We start from the raw sequence: 25,523 nt of genomic DNA, 5'->3' as shown, positions 1-25,523 counted from the left end.
GCATCTATGCGAAACTGAAAACCATGCGCCAAGCAGGCTCAGCGCTACAATGATCTTAAGCAGTTGCTTTGAGCGCCGCTGTATACAACCGCTCAAGTCGCTCTGCATAGCGATTCCAAGTTAGTTCGTGTTCAACTCGCAAGCGCGCCGCTGCGCCGAGCATCGCCGCCCGTTGTGGTTGATTGAGTAAATCGATGATTGCCGTGCTGAGTACTTGGGGCTGGGCTGGTGGCACGAGCACACCATGTTCGCCCGCTGTGATGACCGCTGGTACACCAGCAATCTTGCTGGCAACAATTGGCCGCCCAGCGCCCATAGCTTCGAGCAACGTGTTGGGCAAGCCATCGACGTTGCCGCTACGATCGCGTACCGACGGCAGCACGAAGATGGTTGCTGCGTTCAAGGCGCTGTTGATTGCATCGTGGCCAATTGCCCCGGGAAACAGCACACTCGCGCCTAGCCCTAATTCAGCAACTTGGGCCTGCAATTGCTCCAAACCTGGGCCATAGCCACCGATCATCAATTTAGCAGTTGGGTGTTGGGCCAACACGTTGGCAAAGGCTTGCACCAAATAATTAAAGCCTTTTTTCTCGACCATGCGCCCGACCGTAAATAATAATGGCGTGCTGGCATCCAGCCCATGCTGGTGGCGAAACGCCGCGCCCGCCGCTGTATCTGGCTGAAAATCGTGGGCATCGACACAATACGGCAGCACATGCAATTTACTGGGTTCAGCACCCAACGCCGCCGCGCGAGTGGTCAAATCGCTCGATGGCGCAGTGACTGCCGAGGCATAGCGCATAATCGCTGTGTTGATCCAGCCCGTTGGCGCGCTGCGTTCAGCCACCGAAACATCGGAGCCATGGGTGCTGATAATCAGTGGCAATTTGCGCTGACGAGCCAAGAGCCACGCAGGAAAACCATTTGGAATCGCCCAGTGGCCATGAATTAGATCAAAAGGTTGGTGTTTGGTGAGTTGCGCCATGCTGCGCCACGCTGAAGCAACCGCCAAGGGAGCGACCAAAAACGCAGCATTGCGCATCTGCACATCATTATGCAAGGCCCCTGCATAGCCCCAAACACTCAAGCTCGGATGCGGCGCATAACGATAGCGATGCAGCTTGATGCCCCGAACTACAGCGCCGCGTTTTAATTCGGGATGTTCAGGCAAGAGCATGTGCACCTCGTGGCCACGTTCGACCACGGCGGCAGCAATTTCTTCGATAAAGGGCGCAGTCATCTCACCGGGATATTTAGGAAACGACGACGCAATCATGAGTATGCGCATACAATCACTATTCGCTCATAAGCTAGTAGCCAACGCTATAGCCTCGTATGATGATGAATTCAAGCTTGGAGTCGAACCTTGGCGCGCCAGTTTTGGCTCCAGCAAACTGGCGTTATTGAATTTCGTAGATGTAGACGGTGCGATTTTTTGGCCCCGCGAAACTGGCCCGTAATTTAAAGCCTGCTAGTTCCTCGCCTCGCAGCAAGCGACCTAAGCCAATTTGGGCTTGATCTTTGTTGTTTTGCACAGCATTAACCACGATAAACGAGGCTTTGTAATACGTTGCAACCTGTTTGATTACGTTCAAATCGGCCACATTTGGGTTCATCACCGCCGCCCGTTCAGCATGGAAATTGAGCTGCCACGGCACGCGGGTCATCACCACTGCCTCGGCTGGCGTGTTTTGGCGCAACCATTCAAAGGCCTGCAAATCGGGCTGCCACTCGGCATATTCGCTGCCAACCACGGTCGCGCTTTTATTGGCGGCCTCGACCCAGCCCGGCGTAAGCGCCAACACCAACAAATAGCCAGCAACCACCAAGGCCAAAGGCCGCCCGCGCTGATTCCAGCAACGAGCGATGGCATCGTGAATCGCCACCAATGCGCCTGCTGCCAACAAGGCCAAAAACGGCACTAACGGCACAAAATAGCGTTCTTCGTCGGCGTGCCAATAGAATGCCAAAAACACGATATAGGGCGAGAAACTGACCGCAACCAAGGCCATCAGGCTCGCTTGTTGGCGACGGGCTGCCAGCAAGCCAATTAAGCTCAGCCATGCGCCCAGCATCAACCAAACATAGGGCTTGCCATTCACACCCTGATCGTTGTTGCCCATCAAATTGCCGCGCCCGCTCAACATGCCCAAGGCCGGACTGGCTGGCAATAGGTAGTTGCGGGTGGCCTCAAATTGATTGCCAATTTTATCAAAGGTTTTTTGATAGCCCCAACGCAAAATCCAGCTTGGTTCAGGCAGGCCATTGCTACCCGGCAAGCCTTGCTCGTTGGTGTAGATATTGTAGATCGAATCGAAATTTGTGTAGCCGATAATCCACGCATCGTAGCTTTCGGTCGAAAAAGCGGGCTTGCCAAACTCGTGCAGGTTGCGCACGATGTAGGGCGCAAAGACCAAAACCGCTGGCAAAACCCACCACAATGCTGCTGTGCGATAGGCCTTCCAGCGATCGTCGACCTGCCACAAACGCCAAATCAGCCACAAGCCCATGCCGATTGCCACAATCACTGCGCTGGTTTTTTGCCAACACATCAGCCCAATGATTAAGCCCGAGCCAAGCAAGCGCTCTTTGCTGTGGGTCACAAGGCTGCGCCAGAGCAACCAAATTGCCGCCGCGTAAAACAGCACAAATGCCAAATCCGAAGTGCTATAAATCATCAAGCGAAACATATGCCGATTGATCAACACTAGTAGCACTGCGATCAAGCCAACTCGTGTATCCCATAATTGGCGGGCAATGCGATAAACCAACATCGAAAGCAAACTAAAAAAGATCAGATTGGGGATTTTGGCGGCCCATGGTTCTGGCCCAAACAAAGCAAAAAACGGCGCAATCCAGACTGGCTGCAACATTGGCCACGTTTCTTGCACCCGCGTCACGCTGCCATTGGGATAGAGTTTGAAAAACTGGGTGACATAATCAACAACCCAGCCACGGCCAGCCACCAAATTGCGGGCAACTACGCCATTATCCGAGTAATCGGCGTTGCCAAGGTAATTGATTTGGCGAATTACGCTCCAACTATAGAGCAGCCAAACCCCAACCAGCACGCCAAGCACCGCCCAGCCCAAGCCTTGGCGGGTGCGCAAGCGTCGATTAGCCCGATCGAGCATGCGATTGAAATCGCCCCAGTAGAAAGCGGCGATAAACAGACTTGCCACCGCCAACGACACCACGATAATCGCGCCAGGATCGTACATGCGAGCTTTGGGCAGCCAGGTATTTGCTGCCTGTTTCAGTGGCGGCCAACTGAGCGCCAGCAAGCCAATAATCGCCGCGAAGCCCAGCCCATAATCGAAATGTTGGCTTAGCCGCTCGCGGAAATGCAACCAGCCATCAATCAGCAGTTGGCGGGCATTCCAGAGCGCTTGCAAGCCCACGCTGAGCAACACAAGTTCAAACGATGGTTGCAGCCAGTGGCGGGCAAAATAGGCGAGATTGAGCCAAAAAGCCACCAAAACCAAGCTGAGCAAAAATAGTGGCCAGCGCGCCCGAACGCTCTGCCAGCCAGCCAAAACCACTAAACCTAAGGCCACAGCCATGCGCCAAATCAGGCTCCAAGCAGGCAAATTCAGGCCAACGGCGTTGGTGGTGGCACTTACGCCATACAAGCGCAAGCCATGCGGGCGGCGGTCGCTGGGGTAGAGGGTTGTGCCCGTAAAGGTGGCGGTATTATCCAAGGCTGGGAGTTGTTGCAGGCTATCGCTGAGCCGCAATTCAAGCTCTAAGTTGCTTTGGCTGAGCGCTGGAGTGCTTAATTGATAAATTGTACGTTGGCTTTGGGCCTCAAACACGCCGATAACTTGTTGATTGACCAGCACATGCACGAAGGGTTGGCGCAGGTCGCTGCGCAACACATCATCGGGCCAGCCAACCAGATCAAGCGCCAAGCTATAGCTGCTGTTTGCGCCAAGCGCTGGAATTTGAATTTGCGTGCTGCCGCGTGTCCAGCGAAAACGATTGCCGCTGGCATCGAGTTCATCGGGGAAAACGGTACCAAGATCGGTTGCTGCTTGGCCAAGCGCCTCGCTCGAAACCAAAAAAGGCTGATCGCCCAAGCCATCGCTGGCAATCCGCACATGGGTTGGCAATTGATAGAGTGCCGTTAAAAGCCCGAGTGCTATCAGCAACACACTTGCGATTGTAATGATCCATTGACGCAGCGACCATGCAGTGCGGCGTTGCCACCAGTGTTGTATCAAGCCAGCCTCAATATCGTTTCATCGATCACAACGTGGCATTATACCAGAGCATTGCGACGCTGCTTTTCAGCCATTTTTCATTGTATTTGGCCGTAGTTTTATGCCATGATGGCGCGTATTTGGAGGCGATAATGATCAAAGCAATTGTTTTTGATATTGGCGGCGTGTTGGAAATTACGCCCCCAACTGGCTGGGTTGAGCGTTGGGAGCAACAGTTGGGCTTGGCTGCTGGCAGCATCAACCAGCAACTGCACGATCTTTGGCTCGGCGGTAGCATCGGCACGGTCAGCGAGCAAGCGGTCGAAGCGGGCATCGCTGAACGCTTAGGCTTGGACGAACATCAATTAGCTGCCTTTTTGGCCGATTTGTGGGCTGAATATTTGGGCACGCTTAATCACGAATTGCTTGCATTTTTTGCCAGCCTACGCCCACGCTATACGACTGCGATTTTGAGCAATAGTTTTGTGGGCGCACGCCAGCGCGAACAGGCCGCCTACGGCTTTGAAGATTGCTGCGATTTGATCATCTATTCGCACGAAGAAGGCCTGAAAAAGCCCGACCCAGCCTTTTATCGTTTGGCCTGCGAGCGGCTTAACCTCCAGCCTCACGAGATGATTTTTCTCGATGATATTGCGGTGGTGGTCGAAGCCGCCCGCGCTGTTGGCATTAACGCGATTCTGTATCGCTCAAATCAACAGGCGATTGCTGAGATTCAGGCATTATTAGCAGCTGCTTGATCGGCTTGGGCCAAAATTTCATACAACAGCACGCCCGTGGCCACCGCCAAATTCAGCGAATCGGCTTGGCCGCGCATTGGCAGGCTGACCAAGGCTTGGCATTGGGCTTGTTGCTCGGCATCCAAGCCTTCGCGCTCGCTGCCCATCAGCAAAATTAATGGCTGTGGGTAGCGATAGCTGCGATAGTGGCTGCTGGCCGAATCTGCCGCCCCCACCAGATTAAAGCCACTTTGGCCGAGCCACTGGCGAAATTCCGCCCACGATGCTTTGACCAAGCGCTGGCTGAATAAGGTTCCCATGCTGGCGCGTCCAGTTGCTGGATCATAGGGATCGGTGCAATCGCCAAGCAAGATCACCCCAGTTGCTCCGACCGCATCGCCAGTGCGCAAAATCGTGCCCAAATTGCCTGGGTCGCTGATGGCGTTGAGCGCGATCCAGCATAAGCCTTGGTCGGGCCGAACTTCATCCAAACTCGCCCATTGTTGCTGAACAACTGCCGCCAAACCTTGCGGGCCGTCTTTGCTCGAAAGGCTAGCAAAAACCTCGCTGCTCACGTCGAGAATCGGCGTGCCTTGTTGGCGTTGTTGCTCAACTAATTCTTGGGCAAACTGGCTGCGCAATAAGTCGGGCGCGACGATTAATTGCTCGATTGCAGCGTTGGCTTGGGTTGCTTCGGTGACATTGCGAATGCCTTCGATAAAAAAGAGGCCGCTGGCTTCACGCTCGCGGCGCTGGCGCAAGGCTCGAATCTGTTTAATCGTTGGATTGTTTCTACTAGTTAACATTACTTAAAACTTTCTGGTTGCAATTGGTGCTAGCTGTTATTGTAACAACCAATGAGCGAAATTGATCCACGAAGCGCACGAAGAGCTGAAACCGCGAAGAACGCGAAGGGTTAAGGCTCTTGGCTACAGGCTATTGGCTATTGGAATAAGTATTGTGATTGCAAACCAATCTCCGATAGCCCAAAGCCAAAAGCCATCATTGCTCTGCGCCTCTGCGTTAATGAATTGATCCACGAAGAGCACGAAGGATGATTCTTTGAGCCACGGATTGTTGCAATGAGGCTTTTGCCTTCTGACTTTTGACTTTTGATTTTATTTTCATCCTTCATCCCTATGTTTTCTGTTCTTTCCTTCATCCTTCATCCCTCATACTTTATCCTTACATTGGGATCTTTTATGGTATAGTCTGTGCGGAGTTCTTGCTAAAAGGCAACATTGTGGAAGATATTGAATATAGCGTGATGGCGGCGGTTGAGGAGCAACATTGGTGGTATGTTGGCATGCGCCACATTGCCCAAGCTTGGCTTGATCAACTGCCAGTGCAACGCTCTTGGCGCGCGCTTGACGCTGGTTGTGGCACGGCGGGCAACGTCGCCTATTTGCTTGGCGATTATGGCCCAGCCTATGGCTTGGATTTGATGCAAGCTGCGGTGCAATTGGGCCGCAAAAAAACCGACGCGCCGCTGACCCAAGGCTCGGTGCTGACCTTGCCTTATCGTGATGCAAGCTTTGACCTGGTGACCTCGTTTGAGGTGTTGTACCATCGCGCAGTGCCCGACGAAGTGGCGGCCTTGCAAGAAATATATCGCGTGCTCAAGCCTGGTGGTTGGGTTTTGCTGCGCATGCCAGCTTACCATTGGCTCTATTCGGCCCACGATCGCTCGGTGCATACCCGTCGCCGCTACACCAACAAGGAAGTTCAGCAGTTATTGCGGGCCGCCGATTTTACGATTGAACGCAGTTCGTATATCAACAGTGTGCTGTTTCCCTTGATTTTGGTGCAGCGCTTGATCGAGCGGCTGCGGCCAAGTGCGCCAACCAGCGACTCGGCGATGCAATTGCCAAGCCGCTTGGCCAACAAACTATTTGGTGCGGCCATGAACTTCGAAGCGCGTTGGCTCGAATCGGGCGCACGTTTTCCATTTGGGCTATCGATTTTGACCCTCGCCCAAAAACCCAATCATTCGGTATAATCACACGATAGATTTATAGATTGAGAACATTGCATGCAAGCTTTTTTAACCAATATTGCCCAACGCCCAGCTCTATGGGCCACGTTGCGGCGAATTGTTGAAAATAATTATGTTGGCGAACGCGCCGCAATTGCCGACGAACTTACGCCATGGCTACAAACCAAGCCGCGGCGCTTTTTGGATTTTGGCTGTGGCACTGGTGAATTTGCTGCATCGTTTCCGCAGCACAGCTATATGGGCGTTGATCTTTCGCAAGGCTATGTGCGCTATGCCGCCACGCTGAGCGAGCATCGTTTTGGCGTGATGAATGGCAATGCCTTGGCTTTTGGCGATGCCAGTTTCGATGCAGCCTTAATTGTGGGCGTGATTCACCATCTTGATGATGCATTGGCCCAAGTGACGGCCCGTGAACTGCACCGCGTTTTAGCTCCTGGCGGCGAAATTTTGATGCTTGAGGATATTCCAGCCCAAGATTGGTGGAATTTGCCCGGGCGTTTGATGCATTGGCTTGATCGTGGTGATGCAATTCGCCAAGACGAAGATTATGGCCGCTTATTCGCGCCCTACTTTACCATCCAACGCCGCTGGTCGATTCGCAGTGGAATTTGTGATTATGCAGTTTACCGTTTTAGCCGCGTCGATTAAACGTGGAGTTGGCGAGCATGGCACTGCTATTCGCTTGTTTAGCAGTGCAATTGGCTTGCTGATCGCTGGTCAATTGTGCTATCGCAAGGCCTTGCTGACTGCATCGCAGCATAGTTTAAATAGCTTGTGGCAGGTGAGCCAAAGTTTTTGGGGCATTTTGGGCATTGGCCTGATTTTGCTTTCACTCATTCCATGGCTTGCCTTGCTGGCGCGCCGCCAATTGAGCTTTTTCTACCCACTGTGGAGCATCGCCACGATTATTCTGGTGTTGATCAATTGGTGGTGGTTTGACGGTGGCATGTCGTGGCAAACCCTTGCGGGCATCGGCTTGGTCTTGATTGGGGTCAGCCTATTGTTTCGCGGTGGGCATAGTATTTGACGAGGGGTCAGAAAGTATGAAGGATGAGGGATGAAGGATGAAATGAATTGAGACAAGCGTTGGATTTAACGCAGAGGCGCAGAGCATGGGCTATGGGCTGGCAGAAATTTGTTGGGCCAATAGCCTAGATCCTAGAGCCTCATTCCTTTCGTGAATCAAACCTGATCCCTGAAGCCTAGTCCTTGACCCCTATACAACAAACGAGCAAAGACATGATGCAAACGTGGTGGATTATTGGTGCAGTGCTGGCGATGATGCTTGGCAATTTAATTGTTCGCGCGGGCATGGTTGGGGTACAACTGGCCCATACCAACCGTCTAAGCACCTTGCAAGTCTTGCGCTATGGCATTCGGCGTTGGCAAGTTTGGCTGGGCATGCTGCTGCTATTTGTTGGCGTAGTGGCATGGATTAGCAGCGTGGTTTGGTGGCGCTTGGAGCTGAGCTATACCCTGCTTGGCTTGAGCTATGTCGCGACGATTGTATTTGCATGGTGGTTTGTCGGCGAAACCCTGACCCTCGAAAAGATGTTTGGGGCGATTATTATTGTGGTCGGCATTCTGTTGATTATTCGTGGTAGCGGATTTTAAGGGGCGTTTGTGCAGATGGCTGTGGGTCGATATGCCCGTGTAATTTTGCTAAGCAGCATCGTTGCTGGGCTGTTGCTATGGCTTGGCTGGCAACGGTTAGTTCCTTTCAACTTGGCGATTGGTGGCGATTTAGTTATTGGCGAGTCGGGCGAGCAATTTGCCTTGATGTACGATCAGCCTTATCTCACCAATGTGCATGCTCCCGAACCTGCCACCGTTGATCTCAGCACCACAGAAACCTATCGCTGGACGCAGCCACAAGCAACGATTGATGTACCCTATCTGAATGCTAGTGCGCAGCTTGTTCGCCTCAGTTTAGCGCCGCCATCAGTGCCCCAAACCCCGTTTTTGCTCAAAGCCAATGCTGCTGAAGTTCGCACCGATTTGCCACCAGGCCAACGCACCTTGCATATATTTGCCCCAGCCAGCGCCGATGGCGGCCTTAAGCTCGAATTGCAAGCGCCGACCTACAATGCCAGCCCAGACCCGCGCTTACTGGGCGTGGTGCTATATCGCATGCAGGTTCAGCCGCTGAGCCATACTTGGTTTATGCCATGGGCTGGCTGGTTCGATTTGCTGGTTTTGGTGATTGTGGTTGGCTTGGGCGCGGCGTTGGCAGGCTTGGCTCCGCTGACGGCTGCGGGCGCGATGCTGGTCACGAGTAGCGGTTTGGGCGTGTTGTTAGCAACCGTGCGCACGATCATCACGCTCGATACAGGCCAATTGCGCACAATTAGCTTGGGCTGTTTGCTGGTCGTTGGTTTAGGTCGTTGGTTGGCTGAACGTCGCCAAAACCCCGAAATTGCCTTGGTTGCTGGCATGACGGCACTTGGCTTGGCCCTGCGCTTGATTGGCATTCGCCATCCGCAAACCAACTTTAGCGATCTGCTGTTGAACGTCAACAATCTTGCTAGCACCAGCTCTGGCGATTTGCTGTTTACCGAGGGCTTGCCGTGTGCTGCGGGTGCTGGCCGCGCGCCCTATCCGCCTGGCACGTATCTGATTACTCAACCATTGAGTGTATTGCTGCCAGCCAGCCTCAATCGAGGCATTTTGATTCAGGTGCTTGGGGCGTTTGCCGATGCCATGGTTATTCCGTTGCTATGGTGGCTGGTGGATCGCACTCGCGATGCGCGAACTCCGGCGCGAGCGGCATTATGGGCGGCCAGCCTCTATCTTGCGCCATTGGCGATGCTACGGGCGATGGTGATTGGCGAATGGAGCAATGTGCTAGGGCAGGCGCTGGCCTTGCCTGTGGTGGCTTGGCTTGGGCTGTGGCTGGCCAGCAATCAGCCGCGAGCTTGGCAACCAGCCCTCATCGCTGGCCTGACGGTTGCGGCCTTGCAGCATAGTGGCACGATGTTGTCGCTTGGGTTGTGGGGCGTGGCGCTCGCCGGATTTTTGGCTTGGCAACGCCAATGGTCGGTGCTTGGGCGGCTGGTGGTGATTGGCACGAGTGCAGTGGTGTTGGCGGTTGGTTTGTATTACAGCAATTTCTTGGGCGACCCAACGCTCGCCAATAATGGCGTAATTTGCCCAGCGCCGCGTCCGCTCGGCCAAAAATTGTGGGGCGTAGTTTGGAACGATCTACTTGCGCTCGACGGGCGGGTTCCTGCTTGGTTTTGGTTGGTCGGCTTGGGTGGAGCGTTCAGCTTGCGCCAAGGTTTAGCGCGCTTGGCAACGCCAATTTGGGCTTGGCTAGCAACCTTTGTGCTTTCGCTTAGCTCATTAATTTGGTCGGAGCAAACCGTGCGTTGGTGGTTGTTTATTTTGCCAGCCTTGGCCTTGAGTGGCGGGGTTGGCCTTGCAACATTGGCCCAACGTGGGCGTTTTGGCCGAGCTAGCGCAATTGCTGCCAGCTTGTTCATTATCGCCGCTTCGCTCGTGCTCTGGACCGACTTTATCATCGAGTATCGCACTGGGGCGTTTGTGCCGTAGAGCCAGGAAGAACATAGAGCATAGAACAAAAGTCAAAAATCAAAAGTCAAAAATCAAAAGGCAGAAGGCAGAACGCAGAAGGCAAAAATCAAAAGAGCATGCAACAGAGAACAGAGGGATGAAGGATGCAATGCACGGACGAGGGAATGCGAAACCTTCGCGCTCTTCGCGTCCTTCGCGGTTTTCGTGCTTCGTGCGCTTCGTGGATCAATTCTTAACGCAGCGGCGCAGAGAACTATGGTTCTAGGATAAAGGCTCTGGGCTATCGGAACATTTTGTGGCATTCCAATAGCCCAGAGCCTTCAGCCTTATCTTCGTGTCCTTCGCGCTCTTCGCGGTTCCGTTTCACTGAACCCTGATCCCTCGCCCTCGTGGATCAATTACATCCCAAGCAAGGCTTTGACCGCGTGATAGTAATCGACTAAGCCAGCGATGCTGACCCATTCGTCGTCGGTATGCAGGCCTGCGCCTTCTGGCCCCCAACAAACCGCTGGAATCCCCGCATCGCTGTAGAAACGGGCATCGGAGCCGAAATGCTCACGGAATAGCTGGGCTTGGCGGCCAAGGCTGGTTTGCTGAGCATCAACAATCCGTTGTAAATTTGGCTCTTCGGCAGCGGTGTTGAGCGCCGTGCCCCGATGCAAAATTTGTACGTTGGCATTCGGTTCGCTGGGCGTGGCAAAAGCTTGCTTCACATTATCAATCACCGCATCAGCGCCTTCTTCGGGGGTCCAGCGAATATCGAGATTGAGCTGGGCATTGGCGGGAATCCGATTGCCAGCATCGCCACCTTTGATGATCGACGGCGTAACCGTAGTCCGCCAAATTTCTTGCTCAGGGGTTGGATAATAGTCGTACAAGCGCCCAAGCCCGCTGGCCAAGCGCTCAATGGGATTCACGCCCTCCCAAGGCCGCGAACCGTGGGCAGGCACGCCTGGTTGCTCAACCGCCAACCACAAAATACCCTTGGCACCATGGCAAATATTGAGGTTGGTCGGCTCGCCAGCAATAAATAAATTGGCATGCCAGCCTTCATCGCGCAACAAAGCTGTGCCATTGGCCCCGCCAATTTCCTCATCGGTAACAAATTGGAAGCTTACGCTGGGGCGTTGCTCGGCGGGCAATTGAGCAATTTCTTTGATAATTTCGATGTAGACCGCCGCCGATCCCTTCATGTCTTGCGTGCCGCGCCCATACAATTTGCCATCGCGCTCGACCGCTTGCCATTGCTCAGGGCGAGCTGGCACAACATCAAGGTGAGCATTTAAAATAATATCGCTGGTCAGCTCTTGGCTAAAATTAACCACCAACATCGGGTAGCCGCTCGCATCGCGATGATGCAACTGCGCCGCTGGATAATCTGCTAATTCGGCCACCACTAAATCAATTACTGGCTGTAAATCGCGCTTTTCGGCGGAAACACTGGGAATTGCCACCAAACGCGTGGTCAAATCAACCAAGGTTGTACGAATCGACACACAAAACCCCTTTCGCTAAGCCTTGCTCTATTGTAACAAAAGCCCTAACGCAATGCGCTAGGGCTAAAGTTGGAATGATGCTTGAAGCGAATTTAGCGGCCTGGACGTGCGCCAACTTGCACTTGTACATCACGGGTGCGCCCACCCCCCTCAGCTACCGAGACCGTAATCCGATCGCCTGGCTTGGTAGTTAGCTCCAAGATTGCAATCACGTCGCCAGATTCGAGCACCGCTTGACCATTGATTGCTACAATCACATCGCCAACTTGCAACCCTGCTTGAGCCGCAGGCCCTTCGTAGAGCTGGGTAATCACAACGCCTTTGCTGGGCAGGTTATTGGCTTCGGCAAAGTAGCTATCGGCACTGGCCAAGGCTGCGCCGAAGAATGGGTGGGTATAGCTGCCATCACGAATAATTGCTGGTGCAACCAGCTTGACCAAATTGGCTGGCACTGCAAAGCCCAAGCCGATGTTCGCGCCACGGCCTGATGGGTCGAGAATGAAGGTATTGACCCCAATCACTTGGCCTTGGCTATTGAACAATGGCCCGCCAGAATTGCCTGGGTTAATCGCTGCGTCGGTTTGCAGCACGCCTGGAATTGAGAACGTGCTACCGCCGCCTTCGTTCTTGGCCCCGCGAATTGCGCTGATAATCCCTGCGGTGGCGGTGCGATTTTCGCCATAGGGATTGCCGATTGCCACCACCACATCGCCAACTTGAATTGCTGACGAATCGCCAAATTCGACAGGCACTAAAATGTTGGGATTTGGATTGCGCACTTTAATCACTGCCAAGTCCGAATCGCTATCGATTCCAACCAAATCGGCAATTGCGGCCTCGCCATCGATAAAATTGACCAAAACGCTGCTACTTGTGCCGACAACGTGATTGTTGGTCACAATATGGCCCTCTTTATCAATCACAAAGCCCGTACCAAGCGATTCGCCTTGGCTGCTTTGCACATCGATGCGCACAACTGAGGGATTGCCGCGATTGTAAACCGCCCGAATCACATTGCTATAGGCATCGACTGATGCTTGATTGACCGGAAGTTGTGCGGCGGTTGTGGCCTGCGGCACATTCGATGGCACAATCGCTGCATCAGCGACGCTTGGCCGCGCGGTTGGCGATTGATTAACCACATCGCAACTGACCATCAACAACATTCCCAGCAAAATTCCACTTAACATCCAGCCTAAGCGGTCACGAAGCTGCATACAACCTCCAAAAAGCTAGTCCAATTTGCAACCTACGCCGAGTATAGCAAAAGCAGCGCCATCCTCCTACAAGCAAAGTTGAGTATAATTGTCCTGATCCATTTTTGCTGATTGTCACTCGTTGTCGCTAGGACAATCTGTTAAAACACATGCTATTGGATTATTGCTCCACAAGGATGGCTCTATGTTTGGTTCATTTATCGCCCGTCATTTCGATTTTCGGCCAGTTGCTGCTCGTCAATGGGTTCAATTAATCTTTGGCTTGAGCATGTATGGCCTAGCAATTAGCTTTATGATGCAGAGCCAATTTGGGTTGGGGCCGTGGGATCTCTTTCACCAAGGGATTAACAAACTGACTGGTTTGAAAGTCGGTTTAATCAGTGAATTAGTTGGCTTTGCGCTGATGGCAATCTTGCTGCTGGTTGATATTCGCTTTGGCTGGGGCACGATTAGCAACATTATTTTAATTGGCTTAGTTACCGATTTAACCATGCCATTGATTCCCGTCGTATCAAGCTGGCCATGGCAATTGGGCTACTATCTGCTAGCGTTGCTGCTGTGTGGTATCGGCATCGGAGCCTATATTGGGGCTAATATGGGTGCTGGCCCACGCGATAGCTTTATGCTGTTTGTGGTGCGGCGTTTCAACTGGCCAGTGCGCCATGTGCGAACTGGCATTGAGCTTTCGGTGCTCTTTTTGGGCTGGATTATGGGCGGCGATGTTGGCTGGGGAACTTTGCTCTTTGCAGTGAGCATTGGGCCTGCGGTGCAATGGGGGCTGAAATTGTTCAAGGCTTTGCCACATTCGGCCAAACCTGAGCCTGTTGCTGCCGAGCCAGTCGAAGCAGCGCCGTTGGTTTAACATTTCATGTTGGGGTCAGGGGTCGGGGACTGGGGATCGGGGACGCGTTCTGAGTCCATAGCCAACAGCCTATAGCCTTATCTTCGTGCGCTTTGCGGTCTTCGTGGTTGTCGTTTTCTGATCCCTAGCCCCTGAGTGCTGGCCCCTCGTTCACCACCCTTCCGTCCCGCCTCAAGGCGGGAGACGCAGGGGTTTTCAGCCCCTGCACCCCAAATATTCATGTGTTGGAGTGTTGCTGTGCATCTTTTACCCCCAAACTTCGCACTCTTCGTGGATCAAACCTTCGCGATCTTCGCGATCTTCGTGGTTTCCGTTTACCCGACCCCTGACTACTGACCCCTCATTCACCCCCCTCTGTTGCCAACCCCGATGAATTTCCGATAGACAACAGCCTATAGCCTGCGCTTCGTGGTTGCCGTTTTTCTGACCCCTCGCCCATCGCATTTGGGGTTCAGGGGTCAGGAGCTGGGGATCAGGTGCGCGTTCTGAACCCATAGCCTATAGCCTATAGCCCATAGTCTGTCCTTCGTGGTTGCCGTTTTTCTGACCCCTCGCCCCTTAGTGCTGGCCCCTCGCCTAAAACAACCGTTCTTGGGCAGCGTCGGGGTCGGCTGGGGCTTGGCGCTCAAAATTGAAGGCTGGCAATTCTTCAAGGCTGGTGATGCCAAAAATATGCAAAAATTGGCTGGTTGTGCCATACAGCACTGGGCGGCCAAGCGTTTCTGCACGGCCAACCTCGTAGATTAGCTCGCGTGCCAAGAGCGAACGCACCACGCCACTCGAATCCACGCCGCGAATTGCTTCAAGCCCAGCTCTGGTAACTGGTTGACGATAGGCGATAATTGCCAAAACTTCGAGCGCTGCTGGGGAGAGTTTTTGCGGCTGGCTCACCCCTAAAAAGCGTTCGAGGGCGCTGGTAGCTTCGGGGGCGCTGACCAACTGCAATGTGCCAGCCTGATCTTGCAAACGAATGCCGCGCCCAGTGAAGCGTTGGCGTAAATCGGCAATCAACAAGGGCAAATCGTGTTCGCGCAATTCAAGCGCTTTAGCCAAGGTTGCATATTCAACCGCATCGCCTGCCACAAACAGCACAGCTTCGGCGCGCAGCAACAAATCGGGGTGCAAATGCTCAGGGCTTGGGTTTGGCTCGGGGGTTGGCTGATCGATTGGCTCGATCAAGGCTGCTGGCTCAGCAAGCGGCTCATCAACGCCAACATCGGCTGCACGCTCAGGCTGATCGGTTGCGGTGCTAAGCATAGGTGGTTCTTGATCTACATTCATGGCTAAATGGCTTGGTGATTTGGCGAAATGTTGAACCAAACGGGCAATCACCACGGCAAACAGCTTGAGCCAACGGCGCAGCATAGTTTGTCGTGGTGATTGCCCGCTCATGCAATTTAGACGGTTGCTTCGGTGCGAGCAACTTTAACTTCAATCCGCCCAAGGCCGATCTTGTTAAGCATGATTTTGCGTTTGAGGGCTTGAATATTCTCGCCGTTTGGAATGGATTTGGGGCATTCCGAGCAGTTGAAAATGGTGTGACAGCGCCAAACGCCTGTTTCCGAGCCAACAATCTCTAAGCGAGCCTTGATTGCGGTGTCGCGTGAATCTTCGACAAAGCGATAGGCGCGGGTCAAGGCCGATGGGCCATAATATTCGCCGTTGCTCCAGTGAACTGGGCAGGCCGACGTACAGCAGCCACATTGGTTGCAGGTTGCGGCCAAGGCGATGCGGTTGGCATCTTTGGGGCTTTGCAAGCGCTCTTTGCCATCTTCTGGTTTGGCGATGTCGGTCACCAAGTAGGGCAACATCACTGCATCTTTGGCAAAGAACGAATCGAAATCCACGACCAAATCGCGAATGACGGGGAAGCCAGGCAATGGCCCCAAGGCAATTTCGGTTGCGTTCAAGCCCATCACGCGGGTGGTTGAAGCCAAACGATTGCGCCCATTGACCATCATGCCACAGCTGCCGTCGATGCCCGATTGCGAGCCACGGCGAAACGCCAACGTACTATCTTGCTCTTCTTTGATGATATTCAAAGCGTCAAGAATCGTGGTATAGGGCGTTACCTCGACGTGGTAGATCTGATATTTTGCGGTAAAATCGGTGGCAGCATCGAAGCGTGGCACACGAAAAGTTACTTTCATTGAAACTACTCCACTAGGTTTCTAGCGCTTAGAGCGCAGCCACGCTTGCTTTTGCCACAGCGTCGGCCACATCAAGCAGCCGATCAAGCTCTAGGGCTTCGAGCAATTCAGTATTAAAGCGCCGATTTTTATCGTGCAATCCAATTTGGCCAAACTGGTCGCGCAGGCTATGCACAAAGCCAACTTGTTGCTCATTGCTGGCGCTTTGGCTGCTAAAAGCATGGCGTAGGTTTTTGCGCACCAAGCCTAGTTTATGCGCGCCTTTTTGGCCAAGCAAGCCTTCAATTTCATCGCTGGCATTGCTGGTGGCGTAGCTTGGCACATTGCCATAGACGGCTGCGCCAAGTTTGGCGGCAATTGCTGCACCTGCTAATTTGGCAAATACCACAGCGGCGGCCAATTCGTTGCCCGGCAAGGCTTGCTCGCCATGCACGCCGTTATTGGCACATGCCCCAACTGCATACAAGCCTTCGAAGCCTGCTACGCTGCCGTTGAGATCGGTTGCCAAGCCGCCGAGCGTCGCTTGTTGGGTTGGCTTGACTGGAATCAAATCGTGCTTGGGGTTTACGCCAGCGAAATCTTCGGCGTAATCCAAAACGTGCGGGTAGCGCTCGCGAATCTGGCTGGTCGACAGATGGCGCACATCAAGCCAAACATGGCCATCAACGCCATTGCCAGCAGCAATTTCTGCATTGATTGCAGCGGTCACAACATCCAAGCTCGCTAGCTCGTTGGTAAAGCGCTTTTCGCTTGCGTTGAGCAGATGTGCGCCATCGGCCAGCACCCGTTCGTTGATAATCAAGCCAGTGTTGGCCACACCCAACGGATGGAAACTGACCAGATCCATGCCCGTCAGATTGATGCCAGCGCGCAAAGCGGCGGCATGGCCATCGCCAGTTGAGGCATACGAATCTGCTGAATTGGCGTAGAGTTGGCCATAGCTGCCCGTTGCCAGCACCGTGACTTTGGCATTGATGACGTTAATTTCGCTGCTCCGAATATCGAGCACGCTTACGCCACGCACGTTTTTGCCATCGACCACCAAGCCCAGCATAAACTGCTCAGGATAGACTTGGATGCCAAAGCGCACGACTTCGCCATACAAGGTCGTGACAATCGCATGGCCGGTTTGGTCGCCTGCGTTGGCCAAGCGGGGTTGGCTATGGCCATAGGCTGGTTGTTGGGCAATGCGGCCAGTCTTCAAGCGGCTAAATGGCAAGCCCATGTGCTCTAATTCGTACACAGCAGCGGGAGCTAGCTCGCACAGCGCTTTGACAGCGGCGGCGTTATTGCTCTTGCCATAGGCCAGCGTATCGCTGATATGCGCATCGACGCTATCGTCGCTGCTATTGCCTAAGGCGGCAGCAATGCCAGTGCGTTCGACCACCGAAGCGGCGCGCACCGGATATTGTTTGGTGACAATTGCCACATTCGCTTGCGGCGCAGTGCGTTTAATTTCAAGGGCGCAGCGCATCCCAGCGATGCCACTGCCAACCACAATTACATCATGCTGAATCACAGACGACACTCCTTATGCCAAAGCCCACAACGTCCAGAAACCCAAAATTGCTCCGGCGATACCCAAGACAATCAACACAAAGTTGACCGTATGGCGCACAGCGCTATTGGTTGTCCAGTCGTAGATGACATTGCGAAAGCCGTTTAAGCCATGAAACAGCGCACACAGTAACAACAACCCTTCGTTGAGCACATACCACAGTGGAAATGCGCGGAAGGTTTCACGAGCGCCTTCATAGGTCAGCGCTGGTGTATCTAGCTTGGTGAAATAGGTAAAATACAGGTGAATTGGCAAAAACAGCAACAAACCATACGAAGAAAGGCGTTGCAGAATCCACAACAGCGTGCCCGCACCAGGTTCTACTTTAACCTTTTGCGCGCGGCTTGTAACGCTGATAACGTCTCGGTGCACCATTGAAGCGATTCCTTTCCAGCCGTTATGCCGCGATATTGGCAATAATCTTAATAAAGAGCAGCACAAACAGCGCCACCGTCAAGACCAACGAAAGCCAGAATGAGGCGCGTTGGAAGCGCGCGCCAATGCCAGCTTCAAGGGTCAAGACCCGCAAGCCAGTCAGGGCATGCAACACCACCATCGCCACAACCACGGCATGGGTAATATGCCAAAAGGTTGTGTTATACGCTGCCATCGCCGTGTTGAAGGCCGCCGCAGCGGTGCCAGCCGGTTCGTCGCTGGTGCGAATAACCGTGCTCAATTCCCAAATGTACGTCAGCATATACACCGTGAGCAACAAGCCCGAAAAACGGAGTAAAATGCGCGCTAGATACGAGGCACTCGTTTGATAACGGTCCAAAATCGTGCGAGTGGACACGTAACCTCCTTATTGATGCTGAATTCCAAATTACTGGCTGAGAGCCTGCAAGCGTTCCACAAAAAGATCAAGCTCTGCTTCTACGGTATAGAAAAATGGCGATACCCGCACATGGCCAGGCCGGTGATCAACGATAATCCCCTGCTCGGCCAAGGCGGCCACGAGCTTGGCATGCTCGGCACTTTGGATCATCACGATCCCTGCATGCTGCTGTGGGTCGCCAGCAATAGTTAATTGATAGCCTGCATCGCGCAGCTTGGCCACCAAATAGGCCACTAGTTCGCTCGTGCGTTGTTGAATTGCCGCAACGCCATGCTCAAGGATAATTTGCATGCCTGCATGGCCAGCGTACACCGCCGCCAAGGCTGGCGTGCCAACCTCAAAGCGCCGCGCATCGGGGGCAAACTCAAAGCTGTTCGGGTCGAAGGCAAATTGTTTGGCATGACCAAACCAGCCTGCAACCGTGGGCTTAAGCTGTGGAATCAAGCTGGGCCGCACATAGCATTCCACAATGCCCGTGCCACCAAGCAGCCACTTCAAGCCACCAGTCATGTAGAAATCCAAATTGCTGGCAACGACATCAACTGGCACTTGGCCCGCCGCCTGATAGCCATCGATCAGACATAACGCCCCTTTGGCGTGGGCCAGTTTGGCAATTTCAGCAATTGGCTGAATCGTGCCACTCGCAAAAAAGACATGCGAGGTTGCCACCAAGGCTGTGCGCTCGTCGATTGCATCCTCGTAGGCTTCAAGCGGCACGTGCACACCATCGGGCGAGGGCAATAGCACCACCTCGACCTCAGGATGCGCCAACCATTGATAGGGAATTGTTGGGAAATCAAGGACGGTTGAAATAACCTTAGGCCGTTGGCGATAATCCAAGGCACTGGCTAGCACTGAGAGCGCCACCCCAACGCTGGGAGCCAAGGCCACCGAGCCAGCCGGCGCGTTGAATAAGCGTTCGGTGGTAGCGCGCAATCCAGCGCACTCGCCAAGCCAAATCTTATACCAAGCCGAGGCCCCGTACTCTTCCCATAAATCCAAATGCTGATTAACTGCCGAACGTACGCGGGTGCTCAATGCGCCAAGCGAACAGGTATTGAGATAGGTTTTGCGGCTTAAAATCGGAAACTCAGCCCGACTTGCCAACCAATCACGCGGTGCAGTGCTCATGGTTGTAAACACAAATATCACCTGCCGATCAGAAATTTCTGATCAGAGGCTCGCGAATCAGCAACTCCAGAAACTTGTTTGGATTATAGCGCAGTTTAATGGGAGTGTCGAACGCAAATCAATGCCTTGTAATCAGCAATTTTAGCTAATCGGTAGGCATTGATTCGCTTGAGGGGTCTAGGCTTTGCCAGCGCGAATTTTGAGGTTGAGTAGGCGCGCTGCTTCATGTTGCACAAACCATGGATCTTGGGCTAAAGCATTGAGCGCTTGCTCAAAATAGGGCTTGGCCGCTTCGTGCTCGCCCAACGCTGCTAAATTCTCGCCAATTTCTTCGAACACAAAGCCATCGCTCTGCTCTGCTGCTTGTAATTCGGCGGCGAGCGTTTGTTGCATGTCGAGCGCTTGCTGATATTCGCCCAACGAGCGTAAACAGCGGGCCACCGACCAGCGCGCAATTTGAATTTGGCGCGGGCGTTCACGTGCGATCCACGCTTGCTCTGCTTCTTTGAACAACGCCAAAGCTTCAGCAAACTCGCCCCGTTCGTGGAAGTCCCATGCTGCATTATTCAGCATGGCGGGAATTAATGCTTGAGCTTTAGGGTCATCCGAGTTGCGGGCCAATGTTAAGCCGCGCTGGTTCCAAACCAAGGCTTGTTCGCCGCCAGGATTGCTAATCGCCAGCATATGCGCCGCATCAACTGCCAAGCCAACCAAGCCTGCTTGCGAGGCGAGTTCCCACGCTTTATTAAAGAAATAACTCGCCATTTCGTGTTCGCCAGCAGCATTATGGGTGCGGCCTCGTTCAAGATAGTAGCGCACTTTAGGCCGTTCACTTGCTTCATTTAATTGAGCTTCCAGCTGATCAAGCCGTTCGTGGGCTTCGGCAAAGCGCCCACGTAACGAAAAGGTTCGCGCAATTTGGCTCAGCAGTTCAAGCTGATCATCGCCCGTTGTTTCGGCCAAGGCTTGAATAAAGCGACTCTCGCTCGCAGCAGGATCAGCATATTCCCACAGCGCATCAATATCCATGATTCCGATGCTCCATTTCAATCAAATAGCACAGCCTTGCTATTTTAAGGAATTGCATGAATCACTGTCAAGGGTCGCTTAGCTGATTAACGACCAACCTTCAAAACTTAGCCAAATGGTGCGTATCATTCAAACTGGCAAGCGTGCGATTATGAAATGGTGCGCTTTGGGTTAGCCACGAAATGCTGCCCGAATTAACTTGAAATGCCACTAATCCAAGCGCTTCAAGTGGCATCCCTATCCAAGCGGCAATCACAAAGCTGGCAGCAAAGCCATGGGTCACTATCACCAGCTGTTGCGCTGCTGAGTTGATAATCGATTCCATCGCCGCATATATTCTGGTTGCCACTTCGCGCCGATTCTCGCTGCTTGGATAGACCCGATGATCAAGCCGACCTGCACTCTGTGGCGGGTAAACGATCTGCTGATCAAACCACGCTTGATCGCGGCCTTCAGCAGCGCCATAGCTCATTTCGCGCAAGCGCTGATCGAGCACAACTTGGCTGTGCAAGCTGCGCGCAATCAAGGCTGCTGTTTGGCTTGTGCGCTGCAAATCGGAGCTATAAATTGGGCTAGATTGTGGTAATTCTGCGCCCAAAACTGCCGCAATCGCCGTGGCTTGTTGCTGGCCACGCTCGGTCAAACCTGTGTCATACCAGCCGCCAACCTTCTGCTCAACATGGTGTTGCGCTTCAGGATGGGTTACGAGGGCAATTTTACGCATTCGTCGGGCCTAAAATCTGCTTAACTCGCCCAACTTCGCCGCTCACCAAGCGCACTTTGATGCCATGTGGGTGATTTGGCGATTTGGTCAAAATATCTTTGACAATGCCGGTTGTCGTTTTGCCAGTTGCCTGATCTTGCTTGAGCACAATCGCGACTTGGAGGCCTGGTTTGATTGCGCTGCGTTGTTGACCGTTCATTGTTGCTCCTCAAAAATGTAATTGCTGAATTATACAGGCTGCTTGAGTACAACGAGCTGATCGCCAAGCCGAATTGTGCCAAACTTGCGTGGCACAAGCTGAATGCCAAATGGTACGCCACCGCCAGCGGTTTTGCGATAGCGGGCCAAACTGCGCAATGGCTCTTGCTGGGCATGTTTCACGCCAGTTGTCGGATCGACGGTAATCAGCACGCAGCGCGGGCATGCTTGGGCCACTTCAAACAAACATTCGCCGATTTGTAGCCACTGCCAGTGATCTTCTTGAAATGCCCGTTCACCATCAATCACAATATTTGGGCGAAACTGAGTCATGCTAGCTGGTTGCTCAAGCCGCTGGTTGAGGTCATCCAACGAAGCCTGCGAAGCCAGCAAAATCGGATAATCGTCGGCGTAGCTCACGCGGTCGTCGTTGCGCCCAGTGTAGCCTGAAGCCATCTCGGTTGGCAGCGCTCGCTCACAGCCTTCGCCCATATAAATTACCAAGCAATCGATGCCAAGATATTCGCTAAAAGCGTGATTGATTGCCTCGTTATAGACCATGGCTGGGTGCTGTTCTTCGGCCCATAAATTGACTCGCTCAATCGGGCTAAACAATTTGGGCAAGGCGAGCGGCTCAGCCAAGGTTGGCAAATGGACGAGCAAGCCATCGGCGGTAACTTGGCTGCGAATTGCCAACAATTTGCCATGCTCGCGCGCCGTGATAATGCGCCGATTTTCGCTGGCAACGACAGCCCAACGTCGATCGTTGGCAAAGCCACGCAGCTCCAAACGCGCCTGATCGAGCTTAATCCCTGCTGTCGATTTAATTGGGTAAATCGCCAGATCAATCACCTGTGCCATCGAAGCCTCCTCTAAAGCCAACAATTAAACGCATTATACGAGCAAGTACAAGGCGAGGGGGCAGGTGTGAGGGGTCAGGGGTCAAGGAATCAGCGAGTGAAACCGCGAAGAGCGCGAAGGACGATTTTTTAGCCACAGATTGGCACAGATTATTGTGATTATGTTCCGATAGCCCATAGCCCAAAGCCAATAGACATATTGATCCACGATGGGCACGAAGAGCACGAAGTTTGGAAACCGCGAAGCACGCGAAGAACCTCTTGTTTTGATTTTGTTCCTACTAGCCCAAAGCCCGACCCCTATGTTCTATGTTCTATGCTCTTTGTTCTTTTTGCCTTCTGATTTCTGACTTTTGACTTTTGACTTACAACAAATTGCTTGACATTCAAAACAGCTAGGTCGATACTTAACCAACTATGCGCTTAGGCCTTGCCGCTGCTCCCACAGGCTAGGCCAAGCCGAACAAGTGCTAATTGCCTCAGGCTGTTTTCGTTCTCGCACCAATCAAGCTTTGCAGTTGCTTTCGTTCACGTTTGAATATTGCTCGTTTGGCGTGCTTTCCAAGGGCGTAAAGCACGCATGTTAATCCAATCAAGGAAGTCTGGTATGCAGCAAGCTCACGCCCCCGATCAAGCAATAATTCGCCAACATCTGGCCCAAACCTATGCGATTGAAGCTTGCACGATTGAGCAAATCGAGCGTGGCAATGATCCACAGGCGGCGCTTTATCTGGTGCAAACTAGCGAACAGCAGTATTTTCTGAAGCTGAAACATGGCTCGATCTACCAGGCTGGGGTTTTGTTGCCGCGCTATCTCAAGGATCGTGGGGTAGCAGCGGTGGTTGCCCCAGTCGATACGCGCACCCAGCAATTGTGGGGGCGTTGCCAACAGTTTCATAGCGTGCTCTACCCCTATATCGAAGGCGCAACGGGCATGGATCATGGCATGTCGGCCCAACAATGGCAAAGTTTTGGCCAGCAATTGAGTCGAATTCACACGATGCAGGTGCGTCCGCCATTGCGCCACATGCTGCGCTGGGAGAACTTTCGCCCGCCATGGCTGCCGACCGTCCAAGCCATTCAGCAGAGCATCAATACGTGGCCAATTGGCGATAGTTACAGCGCCGAATTAATCGATTTTTGGCGGGTCAAGACGCGCGAAATTAGCTATGTGATCGAACGAATTAGCGAGCTTGGCAATTATTTGCGGGTCAATGCACGTGATTTTGGGCTGAGCCACGGCGATATTCATACCGCCAATATTGTGCTCGATCAGATTCAGCAAATTAATATTGTCGATTGGGATTACCCGCTGTTTGCGCCAAAAGAGCGCGATTTGCGCTTTGTGGTTGGCTCAGTGATTGGCGTGCCAGTGCAGCGCCACGAGGAACAATGGTTTTTTGAGGGCTACGGCCAACCAACGATTGACTACAAAGCCTTGGCCTATTATCGGTATGAGCGCGTAATTCAAGATCTTGGCGATTATGCCCAACGGGTGTTGCTGCGCCGCGACGCTCCCCAAACGATCAAACAAGCTGCCTTGCAATCGCTGCGTTCGCGCTTTTTGGCTGGTAACATTATCGAATCGGCCTATCAAGCTGATCGCGCACGTTAGAGAGGAAACCGATGTTCGCAATTGCTCCGATTTTAGCGCAACGTCATGGCGCAATTCAATTTGTGGTCGATGCGGTCGAGCCATATCAAAGCCAAGTGAGCTTGGTTGATGCGCAAACTCACTTTACCCAACGCATCAAACGTCCGTTGATCCAAATGAGCCACGATCCTGCTCAGCTGTTGGTCAAAACCAGCAACGATAATTCGCTAATTCAAACGATTCATCTTGCATTTAGCCAGCATTACCCGTTGCTGCTCACCCCTGATTGTATTTGGCTGACGATTGCCCAAGGCTTTGCCAACCACGTTAATTGCCATGCTGAGGATTTACGCCAGCGCTTCGTTGCGCATACCGCTAAACAGACGCTTGAAATTGAGGTTGATGGTCTCAGCGGCCACGCGGCATGGACGCATGCGATTGGGTTATGGGCGCAGTTGCTCAATGCGGCGTTGCCTGCCAACCTAGCCCAAACGCTGCAATGCGATTTCTCGACAACCACAGCAATTAGCCGCACGGCCAGCCAAATTGTGCTGATGCAGGGTTTTGAGCATTATTTCGATTATAGTGCGGTTTGTATTTGTGGTATTCCCAATATTACGCTATTGGGCATGCCTGCTGATTGGCGCTCGCTGGCCGAGCGGGTGCAACGCCTCGCTGAGTATGATTTGGTGTGGTGGACGGAGCGACTTGCACCAATTTGCGAGGGCTTGATTTTAACCAGCGAAGGCCAACCGCCACACAGCTTTTGGCAGCAGCTCTACAAACCGTATGATCAATATGGCGGCGAAGTCGTGACAGGTTGGGTTGCCGACCTGTTTCCCTATATCAACGATACCAAGCAACAGCCGACGCTGCGCAATCCCTTATTTGAGCAACCGCGATCGACGCTGTTGAATGGCGAACTTGATCATGAACTGGATTTTGCCCACAATCGTTTAGTCTATCAAGGGATGCTTTTTGAGCATTTCTTTGGTGAGTCGCCAAGCAGCGATTCAGCGCCAACCAAAACAATTGTGGTTGGCCAAGGGATTGCCAACAGCAGCTTCCCGAGCGGCTTGGCCAGCGTTCCAATCACGGTCAAATTGCGCGATGGCTCAGTGCAGGAATTAGCCTGTTTGGCTGGATTAATCGGCACTCAGCTTGATGCTACAACCAAAGCGCTTAGTCCAGAAATTGGCTGGGCAATTTGCCAGCCGTAATTGGCCAGATTTGTTTGATCTTATCCACGAAGGACACGAAGGGCCACGAAGCACGGAAACCGCGAAGGACGCGAAGAGCGCGAAGGCTATAGACTTTTGGCTATTAGAGTGTTGTTTTAAAGAACGATACTTGTTCCGATAGCCCATAGCCCATAGCCCATAGCCATCGTTTCTCTGCGC

General features: G+C 53.0%; 24 protein-coding genes. 9 read left to right on the top strand and 15 right to left on the bottom strand.

Annotation, left to right across the window (positions count from 1 at the left end; all coding sequences use genetic code 11):
- Positions 1–55: 55 nt before the first annotated feature.
- Both JOD20_RS17880 and JOD20_RS17875 read right to left on the bottom strand, forming a co-directional pair.
- A complete protein-coding gene (locus tag JOD20_RS17880; protein WP_204756577.1) occupies positions 56–1,288 on the bottom strand; it encodes a glycosyltransferase in 1,233 nt (410 codons plus the stop codon).
- A 112-nt stretch (positions 1,289–1,400) separates the two neighbouring features.
- On the bottom strand, positions 1,401–4,223 hold the full coding sequence (locus tag JOD20_RS17875; RefSeq protein ID WP_204756576.1) for a glycosyltransferase family 39 protein: 2,823 nt from the start codon (positions 4,221–4,223) through the stop codon (positions 1,401–1,403).
- A gap of 131 nt (positions 4,224–4,354) precedes the next feature.
- Here JOD20_RS17875 and JOD20_RS17870 point away from each other — a divergent pair, with 131 nt between their 5' ends.
- Positions 4,355–4,960 carry an HAD family hydrolase gene (locus JOD20_RS17870; protein WP_204756575.1) on the top strand — a complete coding sequence of 202 codons (606 nt, stop codon included), beginning with the start codon at positions 4,355–4,357 and terminating at the stop codon, positions 4,958–4,960.
- Here JOD20_RS17870 and JOD20_RS17865 read toward each other — a convergent pair.
- Positions 4,936–5,745, bottom strand: coding sequence for a TrmH family RNA methyltransferase (locus JOD20_RS17865; protein WP_204756574.1), 810 nt, complete (start codon positions 5,743–5,745; stop codon positions 4,936–4,938). The two genes, JOD20_RS17870 and JOD20_RS17865, sit on opposite strands and share 25 nt — an antisense overlap.
- A 437-nt stretch (positions 5,746–6,182) precedes the next feature.
- Here JOD20_RS17865 and JOD20_RS17860 point away from each other — a divergent pair, with 437 nt between their 5' ends.
- The 5 genes from JOD20_RS17860 (at position 6,183) to JOD20_RS17840 (ending at position 10,487) form a co-directional block, all read left to right on the top strand.
- Positions 6,183–6,938 (top strand): methyltransferase domain-containing protein, encoded by a 756-nt coding sequence (locus JOD20_RS17860; RefSeq protein ID WP_204756573.1) that lies wholly within the window; start codon positions 6,183–6,185, stop codon positions 6,936–6,938.
- A gap of 33 nt (positions 6,939–6,971) precedes the next feature.
- Complete coding sequence (locus tag JOD20_RS17855; RefSeq protein WP_110519106.1) at positions 6,972–7,583, top strand: class I SAM-dependent methyltransferase; 612 nt, start codon at positions 6,972–6,974, stop codon at positions 7,581–7,583.
- Positions 7,552–7,962: a hypothetical protein gene (locus JOD20_RS17850; protein WP_204756572.1), complete on the top strand. Its 411-nt coding sequence runs from the start codon at positions 7,552–7,554 to the stop codon at positions 7,960–7,962. The genes JOD20_RS17855 and JOD20_RS17850 overlap by 32 nt, the downstream gene beginning before the upstream one ends.
- Before the next feature lie 212 nt (positions 7,963–8,174).
- Positions 8,175–8,549, top strand: a complete 375-nt coding sequence (locus JOD20_RS17845) for a hypothetical protein (protein ID WP_204756571.1) — start codon at positions 8,175–8,177, stop codon at positions 8,547–8,549.
- Positions 8,550–8,564: 15 nt separating this feature from the next.
- Entirely contained in the window at positions 8,565–10,487 is a 1,923-nt protein-coding gene (locus tag JOD20_RS17840) for a hypothetical protein (protein WP_204756570.1), read from the top strand.
- 380 nt (positions 10,488–10,867) lie between these two features.
- Here the strand turns inward: JOD20_RS17840 and JOD20_RS17835 are convergent, their stop codons facing one another.
- Both JOD20_RS17835 and JOD20_RS17830 read right to left on the bottom strand, forming a co-directional pair.
- Positions 10,868–11,965, bottom strand: a complete 1,098-nt coding sequence (locus JOD20_RS17835; protein ID WP_204756569.1) for a M20/M25/M40 family metallo-hydrolase — start codon at positions 11,963–11,965, stop codon at positions 10,868–10,870.
- A gap of 92 nt (positions 11,966–12,057) precedes the next feature.
- Positions 12,058–13,182 (bottom strand): S1C family serine protease, encoded by a 1,125-nt coding sequence (locus JOD20_RS17830; protein ID WP_204756568.1) that lies wholly within the window; start codon positions 13,180–13,182, stop codon positions 12,058–12,060.
- Positions 13,183–13,366: 184 nt separating this feature from the next.
- Between JOD20_RS17830 and JOD20_RS17825 the strand changes: the two genes are divergently transcribed.
- Positions 13,367–14,044 (top strand): YczE/YyaS/YitT family protein, encoded by a 678-nt coding sequence (locus JOD20_RS17825; protein WP_204756567.1) that lies wholly within the window; start codon positions 13,367–13,369, stop codon positions 14,042–14,044.
- 576 nt (positions 14,045–14,620) lie between these two features.
- Here the strand turns inward: JOD20_RS17825 and scpB are convergent.
- The 10 genes from scpB to JOD20_RS17775 all read right to left on the bottom strand — a co-directional run bounded on the left by scpB (position 14,621) and on the right by JOD20_RS17775 (position 22,530).
- On the bottom strand, positions 14,621–15,409 hold the full coding sequence (gene scpB, locus JOD20_RS17820; RefSeq protein ID WP_204756566.1) for an SMC-Scp complex subunit ScpB: 789 nt from the start codon (positions 15,407–15,409) through the stop codon (positions 14,621–14,623).
- A gap of 32 nt (positions 15,410–15,441) precedes the next feature.
- Positions 15,442–16,194: a succinate dehydrogenase/fumarate reductase iron-sulfur subunit gene (locus tag JOD20_RS17815; protein WP_204756565.1), complete on the bottom strand. Its 753-nt coding sequence runs from the start codon at positions 16,192–16,194 to the stop codon at positions 15,442–15,444.
- Positions 16,195–16,222: 28 nt separating this feature from the next.
- On the bottom strand, positions 16,223–17,713 hold the full coding sequence (locus JOD20_RS17810; RefSeq protein WP_204756564.1) for an FAD-binding protein: 1,491 nt from the start codon (positions 17,711–17,713) through the stop codon (positions 16,223–16,225).
- 12 nt (positions 17,714–17,725) lie between these two features.
- Complete coding sequence (locus tag JOD20_RS17805; RefSeq protein WP_204756563.1) at positions 17,726–18,127, bottom strand: succinate dehydrogenase, hydrophobic membrane anchor protein; 402 nt, start codon at positions 18,125–18,127, stop codon at positions 17,726–17,728.
- A 22-nt stretch (positions 18,128–18,149) separates the two neighbouring features.
- A complete protein-coding gene (locus JOD20_RS17800; protein WP_054536518.1) occupies positions 18,150–18,545 on the bottom strand; it encodes a succinate dehydrogenase/fumarate reductase transmembrane subunit in 396 nt (131 codons plus the stop codon).
- A gap of 30 nt (positions 18,546–18,575) precedes the next feature.
- The gene (locus JOD20_RS17795; protein ID WP_204756562.1) at positions 18,576–19,730 is read right to left on the bottom strand and encodes an aminotransferase class V-fold PLP-dependent enzyme; all 1,155 of its coding nucleotides are present in this window, start codon (positions 19,728–19,730) and stop codon (positions 18,576–18,578) included.
- A 165-nt stretch (positions 19,731–19,895) separates the two neighbouring features.
- Complete coding sequence (locus JOD20_RS17790; RefSeq protein ID WP_204756561.1) at positions 19,896–20,747, bottom strand: tetratricopeptide repeat protein; 852 nt, start codon at positions 20,745–20,747, stop codon at positions 19,896–19,898.
- A gap of 100 nt (positions 20,748–20,847) precedes the next feature.
- Positions 20,848–21,471: a histidine phosphatase family protein gene (locus JOD20_RS17785; protein WP_204756560.1), complete on the bottom strand. Its 624-nt coding sequence runs from the start codon at positions 21,469–21,471 to the stop codon at positions 20,848–20,850.
- Positions 21,464–21,670 carry a YwbE family protein gene (locus JOD20_RS17780; protein ID WP_204756559.1) on the bottom strand — a complete coding sequence of 69 codons (207 nt, stop codon included), beginning with the start codon at positions 21,668–21,670 and terminating at the stop codon, positions 21,464–21,466. Before JOD20_RS17780 ends, JOD20_RS17785 begins: the two co-directional genes overlap by 8 nt.
- A 29-nt stretch (positions 21,671–21,699) precedes the next feature.
- A complete protein-coding gene (locus tag JOD20_RS17775) occupies positions 21,700–22,530 on the bottom strand; it encodes an MOSC domain-containing protein (protein ID WP_204756558.1) in 831 nt (276 codons plus the stop codon).
- A 606-nt stretch (positions 22,531–23,136) separates the two neighbouring features.
- Between JOD20_RS17775 and JOD20_RS17770 the strand changes: the two genes are divergently transcribed.
- The gene (locus JOD20_RS17770) at positions 23,137–24,144 is read left to right on the top strand and encodes an aminoglycoside phosphotransferase family protein (protein WP_204756557.1); all 1,008 of its coding nucleotides are present in this window, start codon (positions 23,137–23,139) and stop codon (positions 24,142–24,144) included.
- 11 nt (positions 24,145–24,155) lie between these two features.
- Positions 24,156–25,343, top strand: a complete 1,188-nt coding sequence (locus tag JOD20_RS17765) for a DUF4419 domain-containing protein (protein WP_204756556.1) — start codon at positions 24,156–24,158, stop codon at positions 25,341–25,343.
- Positions 25,344–25,523: the final 180 nt, after the last annotated feature.

It is taken from the genome of Herpetosiphon giganteus (genome assembly GCF_016907925.1).
Classification (GTDB): Bacteria; Chloroflexota; Chloroflexia; order Chloroflexales; family Herpetosiphonaceae; genus Herpetosiphon; species Herpetosiphon giganteus.
This window is presented reverse-complemented; position numbering and strand designations above follow the sequence as displayed.